The organism is Empedobacter sp. UBA5987, assembly GCF_002429865.1.
Classification (GTDB): Bacteria; Bacteroidota; Bacteroidia; order Flavobacteriales; family Weeksellaceae; genus Empedobacter; species Empedobacter falsenii_B.
Window position 1 is genome coordinate 1 of record NZ_DJBB01000079.1, and the last position, 24,138, is coordinate 24,138.

The window sequence follows — 24,138 nt, forward strand, 5'->3', positions numbered from 1 at the left end:
AAATTACTAATGTTAGTTTTAACTCGTAGTGCATTTAGGTAATATTAGTTTTTAAGTTGTTAATATTTCGATTTAAGTATATTTTATTAATTAATGTAATGATTCAATGTTTGTGCAGTAATTTTAGCTAGAATTCTGGTTTTAAACCTCTCAAAAGTCTTTGCATAATTGAGTATAATCATAAATTGATCGCATAGTTGAGAAAAAAAGTTTCAATTCTTTTTCGATACTTTTTGAATGAATAAAACTGAGGTTTGTAATCTTTTTGATTCGATCTTTTCGGTGTTTCTAATTGTATATGAACTTCATTAAATAAATCAATTTGAATTGTTTGTAACAAATAATCTCTATCACCAAGTAGCACTCAATCTGATAGTTGAGATTTTATATCTTTCAAAAAATAAATATCATGAACAGATGCGGGACTAATATCAATACTCTAGAAAACACCTCTTAAAAAACAAACAGCATGAAGTTTATAGCCATAAAAAGACAATTGCTGAGAAGCACTAAAACCTCTATTTGGTGCACAAAACTGATGCTCTTTGCAAAATTTAGAGTGATTAATTCTTGTTATTTCACAAACTTCCAACGGCATAATATCAACGATAAAACAATTTTTAAATTCATTAAATTCTTTCGCTAATTTGAGTCGAATATTATTAATTTGCTCTGATAATCTTCGTTTTCTACGATTGTAAATACTACGCTCAATTTTACAACTTAGCGCTTTAGGAAGATTTCGAAATAAATGATTTTCACTATCAATACCCATAAATTTAGCTGTTAAGACAAGATTTATGAGTTATAAATCAAAAAGTTTAGGTCTTCTACGTTGATAAATTAAAAGTGTATCTGTGGATATTTTCGTAGAACTTATAATATTCTTTCATAATTTGTAAGTAAGTTGTTCATTGTAAATGTTTTGTACTTAAAACAATTTACTGATTTTCAATCAAATGAACAACTTTATTATTTAGTAATCAAAATGCACAACGGGTAAAACTAATATTTTTAATCATAATTTTGATTTAAGTTTTGTAAAAAATCAGCCATATCCTCAATTCGTAATTGCAGCTTACTCCCTACTTTAAGGCAGGATGAAGGCAACATAGTGGCAGTAGAGTGTATACAATACTTTTTTTGGACGGTTGAAAGTTGACAGCAATTCGTCTAAGTTCCCGATACTAAAATCAGAGATTTTCACTCGAACTGACGAAAAGTACAATTGTTTTTCAAGAGTTTTAATTTTGTTGACAGTTCGAGTTGAAAAAAAATGGTGAATCATTACACTCGAGTTTTGTATTTTCACTGTATGAAATGATTAGGCGGTGAATATTTGCTGAATCAAACAAATAGGCAGCGGCTACTTTTGGGTTATGGGCTCGGGAGAGGTTTCGAGAAGCGAAATAAATTAGTAACTAATCTATACTTTCATAATCTTTTTTATCGAGTTGATAATCAATAAACGATACTTTTCTGAGCTTCGCATTTCGTTTTGGAATAATAGGGTAACCTTTGGCTTCGGCAAATACTTTTGTGAATTTTGCGCCGAAATATAGAATTGTTGCAACATAATAAATCCACAACAAAAGAATAACCAACGAACCTGCCGATCCAAAAATGGTAGAATATTTGGAGTTTGCGATATAAATACCAATTAAATATTTTGCAATAAAGAATAGAATCGCCGTAAAAAACGCTCCTACAAAAGCTTGTTTTGCTTTGATACGTGCATCGGGAAGAATCTTGAAGAGAATATAAAATATCAAAATCGAGATTGAAATACTCAATGTATTATTAAGAAGAATAACTGTGGTCTTCGTCATAATGGTATCGAGTTCGAAAAGACTGAAAATTTCTTCTCCAAAACTCATTAATATACTATTTAATATTACTGTTGCTATTAAAACTATTCCTAATGAAAGGATAATCAAAAATGAAAGCCCTCTATTTATTACAAATTTCAACCAAGCTCTACGAGGAACTGCTTCGACACGCCAAATAAGATTGAGACTATCTTGCATATCGGTGAACATTGTTGTAGAACCAAAAATCAAAATTCCGATACCTATATATAAAGCAAGCGAACTATCTCCTGAAATGGTAGAATTTGTAACAAAATTTTGTACAGCTAAAGCGACATCTGGACCAACAATATTTTTAAGCTCATAAAACATTCGGTTTTCGATAGCATCTTTCTTAAAGAATAAACTTGCACTGGAAATTACAATCAGAATTAATGGTGAAAGTGAAAACAATGCGTAATAAGTTAACGAAGCGCTCAATTTCATAATTCGGTCCTCACCAAATTCAACAATTGTCTGTTTTAAAATATTAAAGTAGAATTTTAGTTGCTTCATTAAATTAATTACTTTAGAGATTAAAGATACAAATTCATAAAATCTATAACAAAAAAAAGACCATTCGATGAATGGTCTTTAAAAAAATATATTAAATCTTAGCTTACACTAACATTGTAACAGGATTTTCGATGTACATTCTTAATGTTTGTAAGAATTGTGCACCTGTTGCTCCGTCTACTGTTCTGTGATCACAAGCTAAAGATAATTTCATTGTGTTACCAACTACAACTTGTCCGTCTTTTACAACTGGTTTTTGAATAATTGAACCAACTGATAGGATACAAGAGTTTGGTTGATTGATAATCGATGTGAATGATTCGATTCCAAACATACCTAAGTTTGAAACAGAGAATGTTGATTTTTCCATTTCATCTGCTTTTAATTTGCGATCTCTTGCACGACCTGCATAATCTTTGACCTCAGCAGAAATTTGAGCAAATGATTTTTGATCTGTATTTTTAACAACAGGAACCAATAAACCATCTTCTACAGCAACTGCCACACCGATATTGATATCTCCATGTTGAATAATTTCTGTATCTGTCCAAGTAGAATTAACAGCTGGATGTTTGCGTAAAGCCATTGCACATGCTTTCACAATCATATCGTTGAATGAAATTTTCGTATCAGGCACCGAGTTTAATTGTTTGCGCGCAGCAATCGCATTATCCATATCCAACTCTACATTTAAGTAATAATGAGGAGCTGTAAATTTAGATTCAGCCAAACGTTTAGCGATAACTTTTCTCATTTGAGAATTTGGAATCACTTTATCTTCTCCAGAAACAAAAGTTTGAGCTGGTTTAACTGATTCAGATTTTGCTTCCGCTTTTGGTTGAGCAGATGGTTGATAATTTTCGATATCTTTTTTCACGATACGTCCATTATCACCAGAACCTTTCACCTCTGCTAAATTAATTCCTTTATCTTTTGCAATTGTTTTTGCTAATGGCGATGCAAAAATACGATCAGAAGAAGAAGTTTCTTCAACCTTATTATTTACATCTAATTGTACAACTACTGGTTTTTCGTCATCAACAACTTCTGTAGAAACTGCTGGTGCAGCAACTTTACCTCCGTTTGCTACAATTGCAGAAACGTCAGTACCAGCTTCACCAATAATTGCTAAAACAGAATCTACTGGTGCAGGCTCGTTCACTTTAGCTCCTTGATATAATAAAACACCATCAAATTCTGATTCGAATTCTTGCACTGCTTTATCTGTTTCAATTTCTGCTAAAATATCACCTTCCGCAACTTGATCTCCAACATTTTTGTGCCAAACAACTACAGTTCCTTCTTCCATTGTATCAGAAAGACGAGGCATTGTAATTACTTCCACATTTGCAGGAATTTCTGCAACAGGTTTTGCTTCTTCTGTTTTTGTTTCGCTGGGAGTTGATTTTTCTTCTTTCACTTCAGTAGTTGCTTTTGCTCCACCTCCAATTAAACCTGAAATATCTTCTCCTTCATTTCCGATGATTGCTAAAATCTCATCAACATTTGTTGATACACCTTCTGCAACACCTTGATATAATAATACTCCGTCAAATTCTGATTCGAATTCTTGGATTGCTTTATCTGTTTCGATTTCTGCTAAGATATCACCCTCAGCAACTTTATCTCCTACATTTTTGTGCCATTTTACAACAGTTCCTTCTTCCATTGTATCGCTTAAGCGAGGCATTGTAATAATTTCTGCCATGGTTTTTAGTTGTTTTCGATTTTATCTAAGAATGGATAATTTTCTTCTGAATAGATATAATCATACATTACGTGTTCTTCTGGATAGTTAGAGTTTTCTGCAAATTCTGCACATTCTTCTACCATCACTTTTACTTCATCAATAATTGCATCTAATTGTTCTTTAGTTGCCCAATTGTTTACTAAGATATGATTCTCAACATTCAAGATTGGATCTTCTTGTTTGTACTCTTCCACCTCTTCTTTTGTACGATAAGGCTCAGCATCAGACATAGAGTGACCTCTATAACGATATGTACGTACATCTAAGAAAGTTGGTCCATCTCCACGACGCGCTCTTTCAATAGCTTCGTAAGCTGCTTCTGCAACTTTTACAGGATCCATACCATCTACAGGCATACAAGGCATTTCGTATCCTAAACCTAATTTCCAAATATCTTCGTGGTTAGCAGTACGAGAAACAGAAGTTCCCATAGCGTATTGATTGTTTTCGCAAACAAAAACAACTGGTAATTTCCAGTTCATCGCCATATTAAATGTTTCATGTAATGTCCCTTGACGAGTTGCGCCATCTCCCATTAAACAGATTGTAACACCATCGCGGTTGAAGAATTTATCACCAAAAGCAATTCCTGCTCCTAATGGAATTTGTCCACCAACGATTCCGTGTCCACCATAAAAATTATGTTCTTTACTGAAAACGTGCATAGATCCTCCTAAACCATGAGAAGTTCCTGTTTCTTTACCACATAATTCAGCCAAAATACGTTTTGGATCTACACCCAAAGCCATAGGCCAAACGTGACAACGATAAGCAGTAATCACATGATCTACACCAGGTTTCATTGCATGAATAAAACCAGCTGGTAAAGCTTCTTGTCCATTGTATAAATGTAAGAAACCTCTAATTTTTTGCTTTAAATATAATGAACGACACTTATCTTCGAAGCGACGCCAAAAAGTCATATCACGATACCATTGTAGGTACGTTTCTTGCGTTAATTTTTCCATAATTGCACAATTCCGTTGGAACAAATTTAAACTAATCTATTTAGTGTACAAAATTGCTACCCTAAAAATTCATCAGTAAAATGCAATGGAAGCAAATCTTTAGCAGAATTTATCACCAAAACATCACCTTCTTTTCCAGATAAAATAATTTCGATTGGTTGCGATTGTTTCTTTTCAATCTCTAAAATATATTGACGACACATCCCGCATGGAGGCAATGGATAATTGACATTTGGCGTAGAAACAGCCAATTTTTCAATCTTAATATTTGGGAAGTTTGCATTTACATAAGCCAATAAACCTCTTTCGGCACAAGTCCCGACTGGATACGAAGCATTTTCTTGATTTGAACTCGAAAAAATTTCTCCATTTTCTAATTGAACAGATGCACCAACATTGAAATTAGAATAAGGCGCATATGCATTCAACGAAATATCATAAGCCTCTTCTACTACTTTTTTTTGTTCTGCTGCAAGCTCAGATTTACTCTCGAATCGTTCAAATTCAAAAGAATATTTTTCTTTTTTCATATAGAATTTACACCAAAGTGTATTATTTAATTAATTATTAAATACTTAAATCCTCTCAGCTATTTTATTCAATAGAAAAAGGAAGTAAATTTATAAAAAAATATTTTATGTTAGTGAAAATTTTTGCAAGTGCTATTTTCGGAGTTTCCGCAAAAACAATTATTGTGGAAGTTAATATTGATCAAGGTGTCGGGTATCATTTGGTTGGTTTGCCCGATAGCGCAATAAAAGAAAGTAATTTTAGGATAAATGCTGCACTAAAAAATTCTAATTTGAAATTACCTGGTAAAAAAATCACGATTAATATGGCGCCAGCAGATTTACAAAAAGAAGGTTCTGCCTATGATTTACCAATCGCAATTGGAATTTTAGCAGCTTCGGAGCAAGTAAATTCTGAACAACTCCATAAATTTATAATGATGGGCGAATTATCGCTAGATGGTTCACTTCGACCTATAAAAGGTGCATTGCCGATTGCAATACAAGCAAAAGAAGAAGGTTTCGAAGGAATTATTTTACCCAAACAAAATGCAGACGAAGCAGCTGTTGTAGAAGGAATCGATGTTTTTGCGGTTAATAACATCAGAGAAGTTGTTGATTATTTTAACGAAGAAATCATTTTACAACCTCATCAAGTTAATTTAGATGATTATTTTTTTAGTGAAATGAATAATTATCCTTTCGATTTTGCTGATGTAAAAGGTCAAGAAAATGTAAAACGTGCGATGGAAATCGCTGCTGCAGGAGGACATAACATTATTTTGATCGGTCCTCCAGGAAGTGGAAAAACAATGTTAGCCAAACGAATTGCTTCAATTCTTCCGAAAATGACCGTACAAGAAGCGCTCGAAACAACAAAAATTCATAGCGTTGCTGGAAAATTATCTAACAAATCATTAATTGTAAGTCGTCCTTTTTCTAGTCCACATCATTCTATATCGGATGTCGCCTTAGTCGGCGGTGGTTCTTATCCACAACCTGGAGAAATTTCTTTGGCGCATAATGGTGTTTTGTTTTTGGATGAATTACCCGAATTTAAGCGAACTGTTTTAGAAGTTATGCGTCAACCTTTGGAAGATCGAGAAGTCACAATTTCGAGGGCAAAATTCACTGTGAATTATCCTGCGAGTTTTATGTTAGTAGCTTCTATGAATCCAAGTCCGAGCGGTTATTTTATGGATGACCCAAACAACACTTCCTCTTTAGCGGAAATGCAACGTTATATGAATAAAATTTCTGGACCACTTTTGGACCGAATTGATTTACATATCGAAGTGAATCCTGTTCCGTTTGATGATTTGTCGCAAGAACGTCGTGGCGAAAAAAGTGCTGTGATTCGTGAACGTGTCATTAATGCAAGAAATATCCAGACCAAACGATTTGAAAATACAAAAGTCCATTACAACTCGCAAATGGGACCAAAAGAGTTGGATACTTTTTGTGATTTAGATGATCATTCGAAGCATTTAATCAAAGTTGTTATGGAAAAATTAAATCTTTCTGCTCGTGCGTATGATCGAATTATTAGGGTTGGACGAACAATTGCAGATTTAGATAATTCTGAAACTATTCTTTCAAAACATATTAGTGAAGCTATTCAGTATAGAAGTTTGGATCGAAATCAGTGGATGTGAGTTTAATTGTTAATGATAAATTATGCGTTATGCAAAAAAAAGGAATCTCTTTCAAGATTCCTTTTCCATTTACTAAAATTCAAATTCACCAACCAAAATTCCTTCGCCGCCAGAATTTGGCTTGTTATTCTGGAAAGTAATCATTTTCTTCATTTGTTTTCCTGAGCTATACATCAAGTAAATCTCTGCCGAAATAGTTGTTGGCCCAGAAATACTCATTTGTCTTTCTCCGAAAAAATTCGTTTCTATTTTATATTTTCCTTTGATCGCTTTTTTCAACATAAATTGTTCTGGTCCGAAACCTTGCGTCACATCCTCGCTCATTCGTCCACCAATCGCAGTTGTACGATGTCCGTAGAAACATTTTTCGCCATTTGGATCCGTCACCCACAAATCAATATCTGTCATATCTTTGTTCCAATTCATCACCACACGAATATCAACCGGAATATCAACAATGATATCTTTATTAATTTTCGATAAATTCAATTCTTTTCGATGAAGCGAAATCAAATTATTAACTTCAGGAACAATAATCTCCGTAATATCTCGATCACGATTGGCAATTTCTACTGAATAATCATTCGTTAATACTTTATACAGATATTCTAAAGCCGATTGATATTGCTCATTATCTTGTAACGCCAACGCATAATCTCGATAACTTTGCGCATCAAAAGGTCGCCAATCTAATACTTTTTTCGTAATAAATAATTCGGTTTGATATTCCTCAATTTCTTTCAATTTGTATGCTAACATTTTATACAATTCGGCATCTTCCAATCCTAAATCTGCAATCGAGCTTAAAATTTTAAGACCAGTTTCTCTTTCCTTTTTCTGAAAGAAAAATGTTGCCACATCAAAATAATACGCAGGTGTTTCGGCATAATCTTTTCTCAAATCTAAATAAGTTTGATATGGATTTTTAGATGCTTCTATCAACTTCATATATTCTTTATCCGATTTTACATTAACTATTTTAATTTCTGGAACCGAAGCTGATGATACATCCTTCATTTTTTTATCTGTAACAAGCATATTTGCACTACTCGCTCTACTTTCTCTTCTAGTTGTTCCATATGCTGTAACAGAAACAGCTTGTATATCTGCAGAAACTTCTCTTTCTTCAATTGCAATCCCTTCCGCTCTTCCTTCTAATGCAACTGAAACTAAAACAGAATCCGCAACAGGTTTTGGATATTTCGGTTTTACATATTTAAAATCTTTCTTCCACCACTCTTTCAATTCCTTTGCTTTCGCAATTGCATTTTTCAACAAATCAGCTTTTCGAGTTTCTTTTTGTTCAAAACCTTGTTTCGATAATTTATTAAATTCATTTTGCAATTCTGCTGGTGGATTGATTTTATACTTTACATAATCCGAAACATTTTCCAAAACAATCAAACTTGTGTTCGATGTTACAATCGAAAATTGTTTCCCAATTTCTTCAATTTCTGTTTTATTTTGCTCTGGATTCAATTCCAAATAATTCACTTTACTTTGCGCCCAAATTTTACTGATTTCAAGATTTTGAGTTGCTTTACTCAAATCCAATTCTTTGTTGAATTCCACTTTTCCATTTCGTCCAAACATCATCGTTAATTTTGCATTTGGATACTGAGAAATTCCCGCAATCGAAATTCCATTACTCACATCATTTGTCGAAATAGGATAAACTTCTCCTGCTGTATTGTTGATAATTCCTAAGAATTGAACCGAACTTTCATTGATTTGTTTGAACGCATTTTCTACAGAATTTTCATTAAGATTGATGAATTTTCCACCAGCTTTTTGCGCAATCATTTTCAAAACACCATAATTAGAAGTCGGCGAAGACGCAATCGTATAAAAAGGTTTATCTATGTTAAAAATATTCGAGCCAAAAGATGAAATTCCATCCGAAAACAATAAATATTCGTCTGCTTTCAGATTTGTTGGAAGAATTTTTGCATAATTTGTTCCTCCATCATATGTCACATTTTCCAAATATTTTTTCAATTCTGACCAATCACCATTTTTAATTTGAAACAATCTCGATTTTTCCAAAGAAATATTCAACAACGAAACTTCAATATTTAGATTTTTTTGTTGAGAAATAATTTTATCTAAAAATTCTAATTCTTTTTGATGATTTCGTTTCAAACCACTTAACGAATTATCCCAAATTATTCCGATATTTTTCGACCAAACTTTAGGTTGAGATTTTGCATCAACCAATAAATTCGCATAAAAATAAAACGAACCATCTACATTTTTCTGAACAAAAGATTCTACATTATTCGGCGATTTCGGAAGATTAATAATCAATGATTTTTTAGGTGTAAAATCTGTTTTCGACAAATTTGCTTCATATATATTACTATTTTCCGAAAAATTGAACGAACCATCTGGCGTTTCTACCAATTGTGGTTTTCCAGCAGCATTGAACACTTTTGTTGTCAAATTAAACTTCGCAATCTTCTTCGAAGAATCTAATGGCAAATGATATTGATACGACGATTTATCCAATTTCAATTCTTGGTAATACGACAACTGAATCGTACGTGAACCTTTTGCTGGAATCGGAGAAATACGAGTTCGAAAATTATTTCCTTCTACTTTTTCAATGATTCCAGGGTCGATATTTTGCTTCTGAATACTTTCGAAAACCTCAACCGCACGCACTTTTGTAACAGGAACTGCATTTCGCAATTTTCCATTAATATCAATTGCATATCCACTAACAGTCGTGTTTTCGGGCAAAGGGAAAACTAAATTCCCTTCAAGATTTCGACTTGATGAATTTGTAAAAACTAAAGTTGTTGTCGTTTTGGCCAAATTTCCAAAAATCTCAACTTGCACATTCATCGATTGCAAACTCACAGAATTTTCGTCTGGGCGTTCACCAATTTCGATACGCGGAAATCCGATTCGAATATCTTGCGCATTTATTTTTGTAGAAAAAAACATTCCAACAAAAACAAAGAAAAAAGAAAATAACTTTTTCATATTGTTTGATTTGTAAGTTAGATGCAACAAATTACAAAAAGGTTGGTTGATGTGAAAAAGTTTTAAGTGTTGAGTTGTTAGTTATAAGTTTATTTCAGATTTCCCCTTTTGTCAGAATCACATTTACTTGATTCGCATTATCAAAATTATCTTTCTGAACTTGATTTTAGAATCGAATATTTTTTTACAAAATCAGAAATAAATCATTATATTTGATTGAATTACAATTTATAATAAAATGAAAAATATATTATATATAACGGGATTAGTTTTAATATTAACTTCAATTTTATTAATCTTAGAATTTTCTGATTCTAATAGAATGAGCTTAATTGCAGGAATGATTTTGCCAATAGGATTAGTATTTAACATTTTAGGTTTTACTTTAAAAACTAATCCACTAAAAGAATAATTTAATATTCTGCCATAAATATTAAATCGAAAAGCCAATTGCTCTTAGAAACAATTGGCTTTTTGATTTATTTTTTAATATCTATTTTCTCTCGCTCTTTATCTTCACTCACTTTGTAAGCTTTCAAGACTTCGCGAACAATTTTGTGTCGAACAACATCTTTATCATCCAAATAAATAAATCCGATATCTTTTACATCTTTCAATATATTAATCGCCTCACGTAAACCAGATTTTTGTTTTGGTGGTAAATCGACCTGACCAGGATCTCCTGTGATAATAAACTTAGAATTTTTTCCCATACGCGTCAAAAACATTTTCATCTGAGCATAGGTTGTGTTTTGCGCTTCATCAAGAATTACAAAAGCTCCGTCCAATGTTCGACCACGCATAAATGCTAAAGGCGCTACTTCTATCACTCCTTTTTCGGTATAAGACGAAAGTTTCTCGAACGGAATCATATCTTTCAAAGCATCATACAAAGGTTGTAAATATGGATCTAATTTATCTTTCATATCACCTGGTAAAAAACCTAAATTCTCGCCAGCTTCTACGGCAGGACGTGTCATAATAATTCGGCGAACTTCTTTGTTCTTTAACGCTTGTACCGCCAACGCAACAGCAGTATAAGTTTTTCCCGTTCCAGCAGGCCCAATTGCAAACACCATGTCTTTGTTGTAAACAGTTTGTACCAGCTTTTGTTGATTAGGCGTTTGAGGTTTGATGATTTTACCATTTACACCGTGTACAATAATTTCGTCTTCTTTTTTTATTTGAAGCATTTCATTATTATCTTCGGTCATAATAATTTCGAGTTCGCGATCAGATAGTCGATTGTATTTGTGAATATGCTGAATTACTCGTTGCATTTTTTGGTCAAATACTTTCAGAACATCTTCATTTCCAAATACTGTTAACTCTCTTCCGCGAGCAACAATCTTTAATTTTGGATAATATTCTTTGATTCTTTTTAGATGTTCATTATTAGCACCATAAAAATCTTGAGCATTAATTTCGGCTAATTCAATATTAATTTCTGTCAAATGAGATCGTTTTTTTGGTTCACTTACACAAAAATAAAGAATAATAAACAATATATTTGCTAATTATTAGAGAATAGTGGCAATTATTACATTAACATCGGATTTTGGAGTCAAAGATTACTTTGTTTCTAGCGTTAAAGGCGCAATTCTAAAAGAATTGGCCGATGTTACAATTGTAGATATTTCGCATCATGTTAATCCCTATGATTTATCTGAAGCTGCCTATATCATTCGTAATTCTTACGAAGAATTTCCCGACGGAACTATACATATTATTGGAATTAATGCCTTAAGTACGCCTTATCAGAAGCCGATTTGTGCATTAATCAATCATCATTATTTTATTTGTGCAGATAATGGAATTTTATCCTTGATTTGCCAAAAAAATCAACCAGAAGAAATTTACGAAATCACTGCTTATCCAGAAGGAATAGACAGTTTATTTCCAATGAAAAATTGTTTTGTACCAGTTGCATGTCACTTGGCGCGCGGCGGAGTTCCTGCTCTTTTAGGGAACAAACGTACCGAAATGAAGCAATTGAATGAGTTGAAACCAATTTATCGCGATGATAAATATATCATAGGAAATGTGATTTATATTGATCATTTTGGAAATGTTGTGAGTAATATTTCGAAAGATTTTTTCGATGAAATTGCACAAGACAGAAAATATAAAATTTTGCTTCGTCAGAAAGATTTCTCGATGACTGATATTACTGTTATTTATGAACATTACAACGAAGTTGTACAAGATTTTAACAAAGAAGTGCAAGCTTTTGGGCGAACATTGTGTTTGTTTAATTCGGCAGGTTTCTTAGAAGTTACTTTATACAAAAGTAATCCAACGATATCAGGAGGTGCAAATCAGTTAATGGGATTGAAGAAAAACGATACAATTACAATTGAATTTGAAAATTAACGCTGAGAAAATTTAGTATTAGAGAGTTTACAATAACTATTATGTCAGATAATTATTTAATATACAAAGCAATACACGTTATCTTCGTGGTAAGTTACTTTGCTGGTTTATTTTACATTGTTCGTTTGATGATTTATCATACAGAAACGCAACAAATGGAAGAACCAAAAAAATCAATTTTGCAGGATCAATATACCTACATGGAGAAAAAATTATGGAATGTAATTACCGCTCCTGCCTTGGTTATTTTGATTATTATGGGAATCAATATGCTTTTTAAAAGACCTTTTCTATTAGAACATCCTTGGATGAAAAGCAAATTGGGAATGATAAGTGTTTTATTAATTTATCATTTTTGGTGCTGGCGAACGTTGAAACAAATTCAAAATAAAGTTTTCAAATACACTTCTGTTCAACTGCGAATGATGAACGAATTGGCGACAATTTTATTATTTGTTATCGTGTTTGCTGTGATTCAAAAAACAGATTTTGGACGAGATTGGTATTGGTCAATTGTCAGTTTCTTTGGTTCTGGTGTAATACTTATGCTTATTGTGCGTTTAATTAATCGTAATAATAAAAAATAACATGTGGACAATCTTCAAAAAAGAGTTTTCCAATTTTTATTTAGGCTTCAACGCTTATTTAGCAACCGCAACATTTGTTATCGTTTCGGTTTTGTTCCTTTGGTTTTTTGATAACGAATTCAATGTTTTCAATACTGGAAATGCTTCTTTAAGTAGTTTTTTCTTTGTTGGACCTTGGATTTTTCTATTCATGATTCCAGCTTTAACGATGAAATTAATCGCAGAAGAGCAAGCAAACGGAACACTATTGTGGTTATTCACACTACCTATAAAAAATAACCAAATTATTTGGGGCAAATATTTAGCAGTCGTTTCAGTTGTTGTTTTTTGTTTACTTTCAACTTTCTTGTTCACTATTACGTTGCAAGAATTTTTGATGCCCGAACAAGAATTAGATTACGGAACAATTTTTTCTGGTTATTTAGGACTTTTCTTTCTAGGAAGTTTATTCGCCGCAATTGGTTTATTTACTTCATCTATTACCAAAAATCAAGTAATGGCTTATGTTTTGGCGGTTTTCTTTTGCTTCATTATTTTTTATGGATTCGAAAGTTTAGCGTCATATAATTTACTTGGTTCGATGGATTTCTATGTTCAAAAAATTGGAAGTTTTACACATTACAACCAGTTTTTGAAAGGAATTATTGACACACGAGATTTACTTTACTTTTTGATTTTGATTGGAATCTTGAATCAAATTTCAATTGTTAATCTTGAAAATAAAAAATAGTGCCATGAAAAAATTAAACAAAAAACATCTAATTACTTTCATCGCATTTATCGCGCTTTTTATCATTGCTCAATTTTTTTATACGCGAATTGACATGACAAAAGACAAACGTTTTACGTTAACTTCTACAACCGAAAAGTTAGTAGAAAATGTAAAACAACCGCTTAAAATTGAAATTCTTTTGGGTGGAGATTTAACAGGTGATTACAGAATTTTGAAGAACGAAATTCAATTTTTATTAGACGAACTTCGCGAAAAAAATAGTAATATTTCTTATTCTTTTGTTGATCCTGTAGATTTAGGACAAGCCGAATTAGAGCAAAATAAATTAGCTCCAGTTCCAATTAAAACAGACAAAGGAATTTTGAATGTTTATCCGTATGCAAAATTAACTTACGGTGACAAATCGACTTATATGGAGGTTTTAGTGAATGACCCTTCTACTCCATTTGAAAAATTAGCATTAGCATCTACTGAAAAATTAGAATATTTATTTGCAGAAAAAATTCAGAAATCAACCAATTTTGAGCGCAAAAGAGTTGGTTTTATCGTTCATCATGACGAATTACCAGAAGTAAATATTCAAGGATTAGGTTCTGCTTTGTCAGAAAAATATGATGTTGAGATCTACCTTAATCCAATAGCAAACAAATCGTTTACTTTACAACCTTCTGATTTGGATAGTTTGAAACGTTTTGACGCCTTAATTATCGCAAAACCTACATTACCTTTTTCTGATATGGATAAATTGGTTTTGGATCAATATATCATGAATGGTGGAAAAATGATGATGGCTGTGGAAACTGTCGATGCTGAAATGGATTCTATTTTCCGAAGTGGAAAAATCGTTGCTTTTCCAAGAGATTTGAAGTTAAATGATTTCTTATTCAATTATGGTGTTCGTATTCATCCAGCTGTTATCAAGGATATGAATGGGGCGCAAATTGTTTTGGCTGATGGTGAAACTGCAGGAAATACAAGTTACAATTATTACAATTGGCCTTATTTTGAATTAGGAATTAAAGGTGAAGAAAACCCAATTACAAGTTCGATCGATCATGTTTTATTTCAATTTGCGAATCCAATCGAGTTATTAAAAAATCCAAATATTAAACAAACTGTTTTATTAAGTTCTTCTGAACAATCAAGTTTGAAACCTGCTTTAAATTATATTCAATTAAACGAAGTAGAAATCGAAAATCCTGAAGAATATAAAATGGGTAAAATTCCGATGGCAGTTTTGTTAGAAGGTAATTTCAATTCGGCTTATGCTTCGCGTTACGAACGTAAAGAATTTCCGAATTTCAAACCGAAAACTACTGACGGAAAAATGATCGTTATTTCGGACGGAGATGTTTTGAAAAATGCTTTGTGGAGAGGAATTCCAATGCAATTAGGAGAAAATAAATTTTCGGTTCGACCAGATACCCCAGATGGAAAACCGAAAACATACGCCAACCAAACATTTGTAATGAATGCGATGGATTATTTATTAGGTGATTCTGATTTCTTGGCTTTACGCAATCGTAAATTAGAGATTCCTTTGTTGAGCGAAACGACTGTTTTACAAGAAAAATCGACTTGGCAAATGATTAATTTACTTGTTCCAACTGCTATTATTGGATTGTTCGCTGGAATTGGATTTTGGATTAGAAAAAAGAGATATAGTAAATAGATTGACTATTTTAAATTGACGATATACGATTCATTCCATCAATAATATTAAAATAAAATAATTTAATACACTTATTAGAGTCTTATTTTTAAAAATGTATACTTTCTAAGCTCTAAATAAGCAATTTATCCGATAATTTGTTTATTTTTAGTGATTACATTTAAACTAGACTTAATGCGGGCTATCTCTACATATTTTTACTTAATACTATTATTATTTGGAATTAATTTTTCATTTGGACAATACTATGTTCGAGAAGCTAGAACAGGAAATGGTTCTTGAGCTAACTGGGATAATGCTATGTCTTTTGATAACCTAGCTGACTTAGTAAATTCAAGTACCAATAGATTTTTTATAGAAGTTAAACTTTACAAAGGTATTTTAAAAACTAATAAAAAGATTAATTTCAATAATTATCAAACTGTGAAAATTACAGGTGGATATTCTTATGAGATTGATCCCGAAACAGGAAATCCTATTGAAATTGTTTCTAGTGATGCTACACTAACATCTATCGATGGTCAAAACATAACAAAAATATTCAGTTTTGAGAATAATCGAACAGTTGAATTAAACACATTTACCATTCAAAATGCTAATCTAACAACAAGATCAGAGGAAGGTAGTGCTATATCTGTAATCAATACTCCTAAATTAAATTTTAAAGACATTATTGTAAAAAACACTAATATCTCTAACACAAGTGCTGTTTACGTGAATAATGTAGATGATTTTTATTTTGATTTTGTTGATTTCAAAGACAGCTACTACACTTCTACAAATGGTACTAATGCAAGTGCATTGTATGTTAATAATTCTAAAAAAGCTGTTATTGATAATTTTTCTTTTTCAGGTAATAAGTCCTATTTAAATGGTGCTGCATTATATATGAAAGATACTAATTTAGAGATGGAGCAAGTTGCAGGAAATAGTATTGGATTTGATACAAAATTAAATTTTGAAAATAATTATAGTACTAGAAATGGTGGTGGAATTTACAATGATAATAGCGATATTAATCTAACTGCCATTTATTTTATTAATAATACTGCAGAAGAAAATGGTGCTGGTATTTACGCAACACCTACTTCTAAAACTTATTTAAATAGAATTCATTTCATGAATAATACGGCAAAAATTGGAGGTGGTATTTACAATGGAAGTAATCATGAATTGAAAATTCTAAGTTCTTTATTTAGTAACAATAAAGCATCAATTAATGGTGGAGCTATTTACAATGCAAATATCTTAGCTATAACGAATGCTACATTTGTAAAAAATACAAACTCAGCTATTCTTTTTAAAGATGGTTCTAAAACAACTGTTGTAAATAGTATTTTCTATCTAAACACATCTAAATCTACTGACTTTAAAAAAGATATTGCAGCAGAAACGATTGGTTCTTCTTCTTTCACAAATGATATTACAAACAATATTATAGAAGAATATTCTGCTTCTAATAATTTAATTGGTATTGATCCTCTTTTTGTTGATAATAATAGTGATTATACTTTACAAATTCCTAGTCCTGCACTTAATGCTGGTAAAGAAGAATTGTTTCAACAGGTTGCTGGTGGGGCTACTTCTCTATTCCATGATTTAGACAAAAGAAATAGACATTACGGAAATTCTGTCGATCTAGGTGCTTACGAATTAACATTTGATCGTGAGCTATTTTTCCCCGACTGTCCGACTATTATTTCGCCATACGACACTGAGGAAAATGTAACCTTAAGACCAATAATCTCTTGGAATAAAATTGCTAATGCTAGTCAATACAGACTTAAAATTACAGATGAACTTGGAGCGAGTGTAGTTACAGCTACGGTAATAGATTCTTCTATTAGTACAATAAATTATACTGGAATAACTACAGACTTAAAACCAAATACTTGGTACAGTGTTTCAATACAACCAGAAAATACACTTATTGGTATTTTAAAGGAAAACTGTCAAATTTATAGATTTAAGACAGAAAAGATTCCAACAGCACCTACTTGTACAACTGTAAATTCTCCTGCAAACGGAGAAAAGAATGTATCATTAACTCCTACAATTAGATGGAATAAAGTTACTGATGCAACAGCGTATCTAATTACAATAGGAACAACTATTGATGGGAATGATATTTTAAATAATTACAATGTTGGTGATGTAGATAATTTTACACTTACCACTACTCTTTCTCACGCAACAACATACTATGTAAAAGTAACTGCTACGAATACTGTTGGACCAGCAGTTTCTTGTTCTACCAATACCTTTGAAACAATTCCTGCTCCAGATCCTTGTGAACCTGTAAGAATTAGTTTAAATATTACGAAGAATGATGTTTTAGTAAATGTTATAAACGGAAATAGTCCTATTCTTTACAGAATAGATGAATTAGAATGGGTAAGCACAAATATATTCAGTAATGTATCAAAAGGCTCTCATAAAATTGAAATACAAACTGTAGAGGGATGTATAAAAAGTTCTACGTTTATTATTCCTGATTTTTATACTTTTATTTCTCCAAATGGTGATGGCTTGAATGATAAAGTTGATTTCTCATTCTTAGCAACCAAAGAAAATCCTGTTTTTAGAATTTTTGACAGACAAGGAAAAAATATTTTTGAAGGTTCTTTAAGTAATCAATTTATTTGGAATGGAAAATATTTGAATGGAACGCCATTACCGTCCGATAGTTATTGGTTCTTCGCGCAATGGAATGAATTAAATTCTAGTGTGCCAAATAAATTACAAGGATCTATATTATTAAAGAATAAATAAAAAAATTCCACTTCATTTTTGAAGTGGAATTTTTACTTTTCAAGTAATTGAAAGAATTTAATCTTATATTTTTCAATATAAATAAATTATAAATCAAACAAATACGAAAATAATAAATAGGCATTATGCCTTAATTTGTAGTTGCAACTAAAAAATTTTCTTTCAACCATTTTAGTTTATTAAAACTTTTTAGAAATTTTGTTCGAATAGAAATAAATTTCTCTTGAGCATCTATAACTTTATTTTCGCGTGAATTAATTAAGAAGAGTGAACTTTCACCAATTCCATACCTTGTTTCTTCTGCATCTAAAAGCTTTCTATAATTTTGCAGATTATTTCGAGAAAGATTTATTTGAGTATGAAAATTTAAAATTTCATTTTTATAGGTCTCTATTTTAACATCTAACTCTCTACTTTTTATCTGAGTATCTAAAGCATTCTGATTCAGCTTAATTTTAGCTATTTCATAATTTGCTCTTGCTTCTCGTAGAAATATCGGAATTTCTAACTTTAAACCATATTGAAAATTATTATCAAAGAATGGTAAATAATCGGCTGAGTACCCCTCTTTCGTAAAGAAATTATACGTAAAATCTATTTTAGGAAGAAAACTCTGAAATTTTAATCTTCGTTCACTTTCTAAGATATTTTGTTTTTGATTGTAATATAAAATAGATGAATGCGCATCTAATTCTTGAGATTCTACTTCGTCAATTAAAAACTCAAAATCAGAATAAGCTGAATGATTTTCTAATCCATCCGAAGGATAAATCATTGCTGTAAGCTCATACAGTTGTTGATTATCTTTCCATAAATATAACTGAAGCTGCTGTGTACTTTTTACAAAATTTAAAAAAGCATCTTGTCGTTGCAATTCAAAACTTTGCAACTGAGAAAGTGCTTCTATAGTATCAATAGCAGGTACTTCTCCAAAATCTAATGTTTTTCTTGTAAAATCTAAACGCTCTTTATTAATGTCAACAATTTCAGATTTTAATTTATAAATTTCAAAATTCTGAACCCATTCCCAATAGGTATTTTCTGCTTCTAAAAGAAGGTCGTTTGTTAAAACCGTTTGCTCAGCTTCTGTCATTTTCAGTGCAAATTTTGCCTGATCTAACATTGCTCTTCTTTTATCGTACAATAAGTTTTTAGCCAAAGGAATTGTTACACCAAATTGAAATAAACCTCCAACAGTTTCTGTATTACTTAATTTATCTCCTTGTATATGATTGTAACTACCATTAATATCTATTCCATACCAAGTCGGAATACCTAGTTCAATATTTTTTTGTTCATAATACCTTGTTCCATCAATATTCTTTTCTCCTAATTTTGCTGCTAAAACAGGATCAAAACCACCTCTTGCTCTTGTTATTTCTTCCAATGCTATTTTATTCTGAAGTTGATATTTTAAAGCCAGTGGATGATAATTCTTCACCACTGAAATAAATTCTGATGAAGATATTTTTAAAGAATCCTGTCCAAAACTAAAGTGAGAAATTAATAAAACTAAAACAAGGAATACCTTATTTACTTTTTTCATCTTTTGTTGTTTTTGTATTTGCAACCTCGTAGTAATCTGGTGGAAATCCATTTATATTTCGCCATAACTCGTACCAAATAGGAACATCGTTAAGAATTGCAATTCCTTGTGTTCCTGTTCCCATCTTAATTTTTGTTGGCCATTTTTTCTCATTTTTATCTTCAATAACCAATGCTTTAAAAAGACCATTTGGACTAATATTACTTTCTACAGCAACAACTTTTCCTGAAAAAACACCATAACTAGAATCTGGCCAACCAGAGAAAACAATTGCTGGAAAACCATCGAAAATACACATTACACGCTGTCCTTCTTTTACCAATGGCAAATCTACTGGTCGAACATAAATCTCTACAGCATAATCTACTTTCGTAGGAACAATAGTACCAATGTTTTCTCCATCTTTTAATACTTCTCCAATACCAGCTTTGTTCAACTGAACTATTTGACCGTCTTGAGAAGCAATAATAAAGTATAAACCTTGTCTTGCTTTATAATTCGCAACTTGATTTTGAAGTTTTGCAATATCTCCATCACTTCCTTCAATTTGTCCCATACTTTGAAAACGCTCTCCTTCAATTTTACTTAATTTCTCATTGTAATCTTGTGTTACAGCATTTTGCTCAATTTGTGTATTAATGATTTCTTGTTTCGTTTGTGAAACTTTATTCTCATAAGCTGTTTTCTTCGCAATCGAATTCTGATAAGAAATACTTCTTTGTTGAAATTGTGTTAATGAAACTAAACCTTCATCATACATTTTCTTTTGTCTTGCATACTGATCTTCAGAAAGTTTTAGCTCATTTGTTGCTGCAACTAATTCAGCTTCTTCTCCAACTAATTTGTTATTTAACTGACTAATTTTAATTTTAACCTGATTTAATTTTAAATCTCTAGCTGCATTTAAAGCCTCTAATTGATTTTTTGCTGTACCAACTTTAGCTCTATAAAATTCTCTTACGCCTATTTTTGCATCCACTTGTTCTTCTGTACGCTGTACTAACAAAGGATCCATGTAATCTTCTTTTATCTCAGATAGTTGTAAAAGTGTATCTCCTTTAGAAACATAATCTCCATTTTTTACATTCCATTTAATAATTCGTCCAGGAATTGGAGAATTTAATTGTTGTGGACGCTGAGATTGATATAAAGATGAAACATTTCCTTTAACTTTTATATTCTGTGTCCAAGGAAGAAACAACGTAACAATTCCGGCTAAAAGAATGAATAAAAACCATCTTTTAACTCTCGATTTTTTACGAATTTGATATATTTTATCGAATGATTTTAGTTGCATTTTCTTTAATTTTTATGAAATAACTTTAAGTGTTCCATCTTCTAAATGAAGATGTTGATCTGCAAATCGGATAAGCTTATTATTCGACGACACAACAACAATAGTTGTATGCTTTTTTAAGCCATTTAAATACTCAATCATTTTTTCTTGAAATTGATCTGACATTCCGCTCATAGGATTCTCTAAAAGCAATAATCTCTTTTCTCCTAATAATGAACGAAGAAGAAGTACTTTCTTTTTAGAACTAAATAAAAGTTCCGAATCTGTTTCGCTAATTTCTGTTGCAAAACCTTTACTAAATAAATTAGAAATATTTTCTATTCCTAATTCATCAGAAAGTTCTATAATACTTTGTGTATTGCTTTGTGTATTTCCTAAAAGAATATTTTCTTGAACAGTTCCTTGAACAACTTTTGCACTCTCTAAATAAAGTCCAACACTACTTCTGAAATGTTTCTTATTTAAGTTTTTCAATGGAATTTTATCGTAAAGAATACTTCCTGAGCTCGATTCGTAAAAACCAGCCAACATATTTAAAAGAAGTGATTTCCCAGTACCTGTTTTTCCTGTTATTACTGTTAATGTATTTTCTTGAAGTTTAAAGTTTATATTGTCTAAAATTTTAGGACTATCATTAAAGGCAAATTCTACATCTTTAAACTCAATTGTTGTTCCTTGTTTTTTGTATAAAAGTTCTATATCTCCTTCAACTTCTTCGTCTAATTCTGTTACTTTAGTAAGCTTAGCATAAGAAGTAATCATATCATAATAACTCTCTAAACTAACAATTAACTTTTCTACAGCGGCCATAATTGTTAAAACAACAATTTCTGTTGCAATAAATGCCCCAATATTTAATTGCTGATCCAACATAAGGTAAGTACCTATAGCTAACATTGTAAACGTAATTATTACTTTAAAGGCAATTACTGTTTTGTATTGGAAAACTAGTACTTTAAAGTGAGAAGTTCTATCATCTAAATAATCTGAAACACGGTCATCTGTTCCAATAAGATGCGTTCCTTTTTCTGAATGTATTTTAAATGTTTTTACAGAAGCTGCGACATCTTCTATCCAAGCTGCCGTTTCATATTTCTTATCACTTTCTTCTATACTAGATTTTATTCCACTTTCCATTGTGTAGTAAAATATCATAACAATAGATATAACTACAAGTCCTCCAAATGCTAAAAACCAAGGGTGATAAAAAGCTAATAATAAGATACCAAACAGAATTTGGATTAATGCCGTTGGTATTTCTAAAAGAACTTTTGAAACTCCTTTTTGAAAATTCTGAATATCAAAAAATCTATTCATTAACTCTGGTAAATAATACTTTCTAGTAGTTGATAAGTTTACTTTAGGTAATTTATCTGCGAAAGCCATCGAAAATTCTACATATATTTTTTGTTGAATTTTTTCGATAATTTCAATTACTTTCAATCTAAAATATCCTACAAAGAAAGTTCCGATTACAACAAAGAAAATCAGGATATAAATAGAGGTAACCATTGTTGCTCCTAACACATACCCAATAATAGATTGTATACCTAACGGAATGCTTAAAGACACAAGTCCATTTAGTATTGCATAGAAATAAATATTTGTTACATCTTTTTTCTCTTTTGTAATATAGCGAAGCAGTTTTCTACCGTGTTCGCTTGCTGATATTGATGCCATTGTGTTTATTTGATAAAGTTTGACGTAATATATTTTAAATAATCTAACACATAAACTGTGTGATTCTGTTCTTGATGATTATCTGTAAGATTAGGTAAATGTTCACTAAAAAAATGTTGATCGTGCGCAGTTTCTAATAATGTACTTGCTAAAGAAAAAGGATAAGGAAAATCTCCTTTAACTTCTTCTATGATTACCGCAATAAATTTGCAAAGACTTTCTAATGGAGCAAAAACCATTTCTTTACAAATTTTATCTACTTCTTTTACGAGATAAGATTTACTACTTTCTGATATTACAATGGTATGAAGCTTCTTTATATTATAATCTTCCACTTCTTCACAAGAATTATCATAATGTGTAATAATCTCTAATATCTTATCTAATTTTTCTAATGAGTTTTTAATCTCTTTCGTTTTTAATTCGCAAATAAATTCAATGTAAGACCAATACCAATTCAAAATATAGGTCAATAATTTATATTTTGAAGAAAAATAACGATAATTGTAGCTTCTGTAGAATTTATTTTTACCGCCAATTTTTTGAATGTAAAATGTTCAAATCCTGTTTCAAAAATCAGCTCTATTGCTTGTTTTACAATAGTTTTTCCAACTTCGCTACTTTCTGGATTTTTAAGATATAGTTTTTCGTTTACACTGAATTTCAACTGAAAATTCATCCGTTTTTATTTATTTAATCTTTCCTATCAAAAATACAAGACTATACGCTATAATAGTATTACTATCCGATTAGAATAATATTAAAATGTGATTAGAAAATTGAACATATCATAACCTCGACTTCTAAAAGTCGAGGTTATGATATGTAAAGTTGTGACGATTTTACTCTAAGTGCATAAACGCTTTTTTGCTCAAAAGGCGCTCTTCGCTTTCTACGTGGTTATCATCAGGCACACAACAATCCACCGGACAAACTGCCGCACATTGTGGTTCTTCGTGGAAACCTTTACATTCAGTACATTTATCGGGAACAATGTAATAAACCTCATCACTCACAGGATCTTGCACCGCATCAGCGTCAAAAGTTGCGCCGTCTACGTTTACAATTGTTCCGCTAAGAGAAGTTCCATCAGAATATTTCCAATCTACCGCAGCTTCATAAATCGCGTTATTTGGACATTCTGGCTCACAAGCTCCACAATTTATACATTCATCTGTAATAATTATAGCCATTGTATCTGTTTTTTTATTTCCTACATTTGCAACTACAAAATTACATTTAATT

Annotated in this window: 19 protein-coding genes and 1 pseudogene; 7 read left to right on the top strand and 13 right to left on the bottom strand. The window is 31.3% G+C overall.

Annotated features, from left to right (window positions below):
* Positions 1-34 precede the first annotated feature (34 nt).
* From B3J26_RS13450 to B3J26_RS13470, 5 genes and pseudogenes are all read right to left on the bottom strand, one after another.
* Positions 35-915, bottom strand: a pseudogene (locus B3J26_RS13450) (IS982 family transposase).
* A gap of 506 nt (positions 916-1,421) precedes the next feature.
* Positions 1,422-2,363 carry a YihY/virulence factor BrkB family protein gene (locus B3J26_RS13455; RefSeq protein ID WP_038337079.1) on the bottom strand — a complete coding sequence of 314 codons (942 nt, stop codon included), beginning with the start codon at positions 2,361-2,363 and terminating at the stop codon, positions 1,422-1,424.
* A gap of 103 nt (positions 2,364-2,466) precedes the next feature.
* The gene (locus B3J26_RS13460) at positions 2,467-4,071 is read right to left on the bottom strand and encodes a pyruvate dehydrogenase complex dihydrolipoamide acetyltransferase (protein ID WP_291061910.1); all 1,605 of its coding nucleotides are present in this window, start codon (positions 4,069-4,071) and stop codon (positions 2,467-2,469) included.
* Between the two features lie 5 nt (positions 4,072-4,076).
* On the bottom strand, positions 4,077-5,081 hold the full coding sequence (gene pdhA / locus B3J26_RS13465; RefSeq protein WP_125349669.1) for a pyruvate dehydrogenase (acetyl-transferring) E1 component subunit alpha: 1,005 nt from the start codon (positions 5,079-5,081) through the stop codon (positions 4,077-4,079).
* Positions 5,082-5,137: 56 nt separating this feature from the next.
* Positions 5,138-5,611 (bottom strand): cytidine deaminase, encoded by a 474-nt coding sequence (locus B3J26_RS13470; RefSeq protein WP_038337075.1) that lies wholly within the window; start codon positions 5,609-5,611, stop codon positions 5,138-5,140.
* Positions 5,612-5,718: 107 nt separating this feature from the next.
* On the opposite strand from B3J26_RS13470, the gene B3J26_RS13475 reads away from it, so the two are divergent.
* The gene (locus B3J26_RS13475) at positions 5,719-7,245 is read left to right on the top strand and encodes a YifB family Mg chelatase-like AAA ATPase (protein ID WP_114999055.1); all 1,527 of its coding nucleotides are present in this window, start codon (positions 5,719-5,721) and stop codon (positions 7,243-7,245) included.
* 72 nt (positions 7,246-7,317) lie between these two features.
* Here B3J26_RS13475 and B3J26_RS13480 read toward each other — a convergent pair whose 3' ends face one another.
* Entirely contained in the window at positions 7,318-10,233 is a 2,916-nt protein-coding gene (locus B3J26_RS13480; protein ID WP_291074821.1) for a VIT domain-containing protein, read from the bottom strand.
* 238 nt (positions 10,234-10,471) lie between these two features.
* On the opposite strand from B3J26_RS13480, the gene B3J26_RS13485 reads away from it, so the two are divergent.
* On the top strand, positions 10,472-10,645 hold the full coding sequence (locus tag B3J26_RS13485; protein ID WP_280037895.1) for a hypothetical protein: 174 nt from the start codon (positions 10,472-10,474) through the stop codon (positions 10,643-10,645).
* Positions 10,646-10,712: 67 nt separating this feature from the next.
* On the opposite strand, the gene B3J26_RS13490 is transcribed toward B3J26_RS13485, so the two are convergent.
* Complete coding sequence (locus tag B3J26_RS13490) at positions 10,713-11,687, bottom strand: PhoH family protein (protein ID WP_115001971.1); 975 nt, start codon at positions 11,685-11,687, stop codon at positions 10,713-10,715.
* 76 nt (positions 11,688-11,763) lie between these two features.
* Here B3J26_RS13490 and B3J26_RS13495 point away from each other — a divergent pair, with 76 nt between their 5' ends.
* The 5 genes from B3J26_RS13495 to B3J26_RS13515 all read left to right on the top strand — a co-directional run bounded on the left by B3J26_RS13495 (position 11,764) and on the right by B3J26_RS13515 (position 18,370).
* Complete coding sequence (locus tag B3J26_RS13495) at positions 11,764-12,606, top strand: SAM hydrolase/SAM-dependent halogenase family protein (protein WP_114999051.1); 843 nt, start codon at positions 11,764-11,766, stop codon at positions 12,604-12,606.
* A 41-nt stretch (positions 12,607-12,647) separates the two neighbouring features.
* Positions 12,648-13,193, top strand: a complete 546-nt coding sequence (locus B3J26_RS13500) for a CopD family protein (protein ID WP_291074822.1) — start codon at positions 12,648-12,650, stop codon at positions 13,191-13,193.
* A 1-nt stretch (position 13,194) separates the two neighbouring features.
* Positions 13,195-13,923, top strand: a complete 729-nt coding sequence (locus B3J26_RS13505) for an ABC transporter permease subunit (protein WP_219034141.1) — start codon at positions 13,195-13,197, stop codon at positions 13,921-13,923.
* A 4-nt stretch (positions 13,924-13,927) separates the two neighbouring features.
* The gene (gene gldG, locus B3J26_RS13510) at positions 13,928-15,598 is read left to right on the top strand and encodes a gliding motility-associated ABC transporter substrate-binding protein GldG (protein ID WP_280051512.1); all 1,671 of its coding nucleotides are present in this window, start codon (positions 13,928-13,930) and stop codon (positions 15,596-15,598) included.
* 423 nt (positions 15,599-16,021) lie between these two features.
* Positions 16,022-18,370 (top strand): T9SS type B sorting domain-containing protein, encoded by a 2,349-nt coding sequence (locus tag B3J26_RS13515; RefSeq protein WP_291074823.1) that lies wholly within the window; start codon positions 16,022-16,024, stop codon positions 18,368-18,370.
* A gap of 130 nt (positions 18,371-18,500) precedes the next feature.
* Here B3J26_RS13515 and B3J26_RS13520 read toward each other — a convergent pair whose 3' ends face one another.
* From B3J26_RS13520 to B3J26_RS13545, 6 genes are all read right to left on the bottom strand, one after another.
* Positions 18,501-19,916 carry a TolC family protein gene (locus tag B3J26_RS13520; RefSeq protein WP_185144165.1) on the bottom strand — a complete coding sequence of 472 codons (1,416 nt, stop codon included), beginning with the start codon at positions 19,914-19,916 and terminating at the stop codon, positions 18,501-18,503.
* Positions 19,900-21,213: an HlyD family secretion protein gene (locus B3J26_RS13525; protein WP_125349676.1), complete on the bottom strand. Its 1,314-nt coding sequence runs from the start codon at positions 21,211-21,213 to the stop codon at positions 19,900-19,902. Before B3J26_RS13525 ends, B3J26_RS13520 begins: the two co-directional genes overlap by 17 nt.
* 12 nt (positions 21,214-21,225) lie before the next feature.
* The gene (locus B3J26_RS13530) at positions 21,226-22,893 is read right to left on the bottom strand and encodes an ABC transporter ATP-binding protein (RefSeq protein WP_291074824.1); all 1,668 of its coding nucleotides are present in this window, start codon (positions 22,891-22,893) and stop codon (positions 21,226-21,228) included.
* Positions 22,894-22,898: 5 nt separating this feature from the next.
* Positions 22,899-23,366, bottom strand: a complete 468-nt coding sequence (locus tag B3J26_RS13535) for a hypothetical protein (protein WP_280037217.1) — start codon at positions 23,364-23,366, stop codon at positions 22,899-22,901.
* The gene (locus tag B3J26_RS13540) at positions 23,363-23,572 is read right to left on the bottom strand and encodes a hypothetical protein (RefSeq protein ID WP_280037216.1); all 210 of its coding nucleotides are present in this window, start codon (positions 23,570-23,572) and stop codon (positions 23,363-23,365) included. The genes B3J26_RS13535 and B3J26_RS13540 overlap by 4 nt, the downstream gene beginning before the upstream one ends.
* Before the next feature lie 163 nt (positions 23,573-23,735).
* Positions 23,736-24,086 carry a 4Fe-4S dicluster domain-containing protein gene (locus B3J26_RS13545; RefSeq protein ID WP_114999046.1) on the bottom strand — a complete coding sequence of 117 codons (351 nt, stop codon included), beginning with the start codon at positions 24,084-24,086 and terminating at the stop codon, positions 23,736-23,738.
* Positions 24,087-24,138: the final 52 nt, after the last annotated feature.

What these genes read in the sequence shown, in the direction of transcription:
- B3J26_RS13520 (WP_185144165.1), bottom strand. Translation starts at nt 19,916, where the DNA reads ATGAAAAAAGTAAATAAGGTATTCCTTGTTTTAGTTTTATTAATTTCT.
- B3J26_RS13455 (WP_038337079.1), bottom strand. Translation starts at nt 2,363, where the DNA reads ATGAAGCAACTAAAATTCTACTTTAATATTTTAAAACAGACAATTGTT.
- B3J26_RS13460 (WP_291061910.1), bottom strand. Translation starts at nt 4,071, where the DNA reads ATGGCAGAAATTATTACAATGCCTCGCTTAAGCGATACAATGGAAGAA.
- B3J26_RS13480 (WP_291074821.1), bottom strand. Translation starts at nt 10,233, where the DNA reads ATGAAAAAGTTATTTTCTTTTTTCTTTGTTTTTGTTGGAATGTTTTTT.
- B3J26_RS13505 (WP_219034141.1), top strand. Translation starts at nt 13,195, where the DNA reads ATGTGGACAATCTTCAAAAAAGAGTTTTCCAATTTTTATTTAGGCTTC.
- B3J26_RS13500 (WP_291074822.1), top strand. Translation starts at nt 12,648, where the DNA reads ATGTCAGATAATTATTTAATATACAAAGCAATACACGTTATCTTCGTG.
- B3J26_RS13475 (WP_114999055.1), top strand. Translation starts at nt 5,719, where the DNA reads ATGTTAGTGAAAATTTTTGCAAGTGCTATTTTCGGAGTTTCCGCAAAA.
- B3J26_RS13470 (WP_038337075.1), bottom strand. Translation starts at nt 5,611, where the DNA reads ATGAAAAAAGAAAAATATTCTTTTGAATTTGAACGATTCGAGAGTAAA.
- gldG (WP_280051512.1), top strand. Translation starts at nt 13,928, where the DNA reads ATGAAAAAATTAAACAAAAAACATCTAATTACTTTCATCGCATTTATC.
- B3J26_RS13545 (WP_114999046.1), bottom strand. Translation starts at nt 24,086, where the DNA reads ATGGCTATAATTATTACAGATGAATGTATAAATTGTGGAGCTTGTGAG.
- B3J26_RS13485 (WP_280037895.1), top strand. Translation starts at nt 10,472, where the DNA reads ATGAAAAATATATTATATATAACGGGATTAGTTTTAATATTAACTTCA.
- B3J26_RS13525 (WP_125349676.1), bottom strand. Translation starts at nt 21,213, where the DNA reads ATGCAACTAAAATCATTCGATAAAATATATCAAATTCGTAAAAAATCG.
- pdhA (WP_125349669.1), bottom strand. Translation starts at nt 5,081, where the DNA reads ATGGAAAAATTAACGCAAGAAACGTACCTACAATGGTATCGTGATATG.
- B3J26_RS13530 (WP_291074824.1), bottom strand. Translation starts at nt 22,893, where the DNA reads ATGGCATCAATATCAGCAAGCGAACACGGTAGAAAACTGCTTCGCTAT.
- B3J26_RS13540 (WP_280037216.1), bottom strand. Translation starts at nt 23,572, where the DNA reads ATGAATTTTCAGTTGAAATTCAGTGTAAACGAAAAACTATATCTTAAA.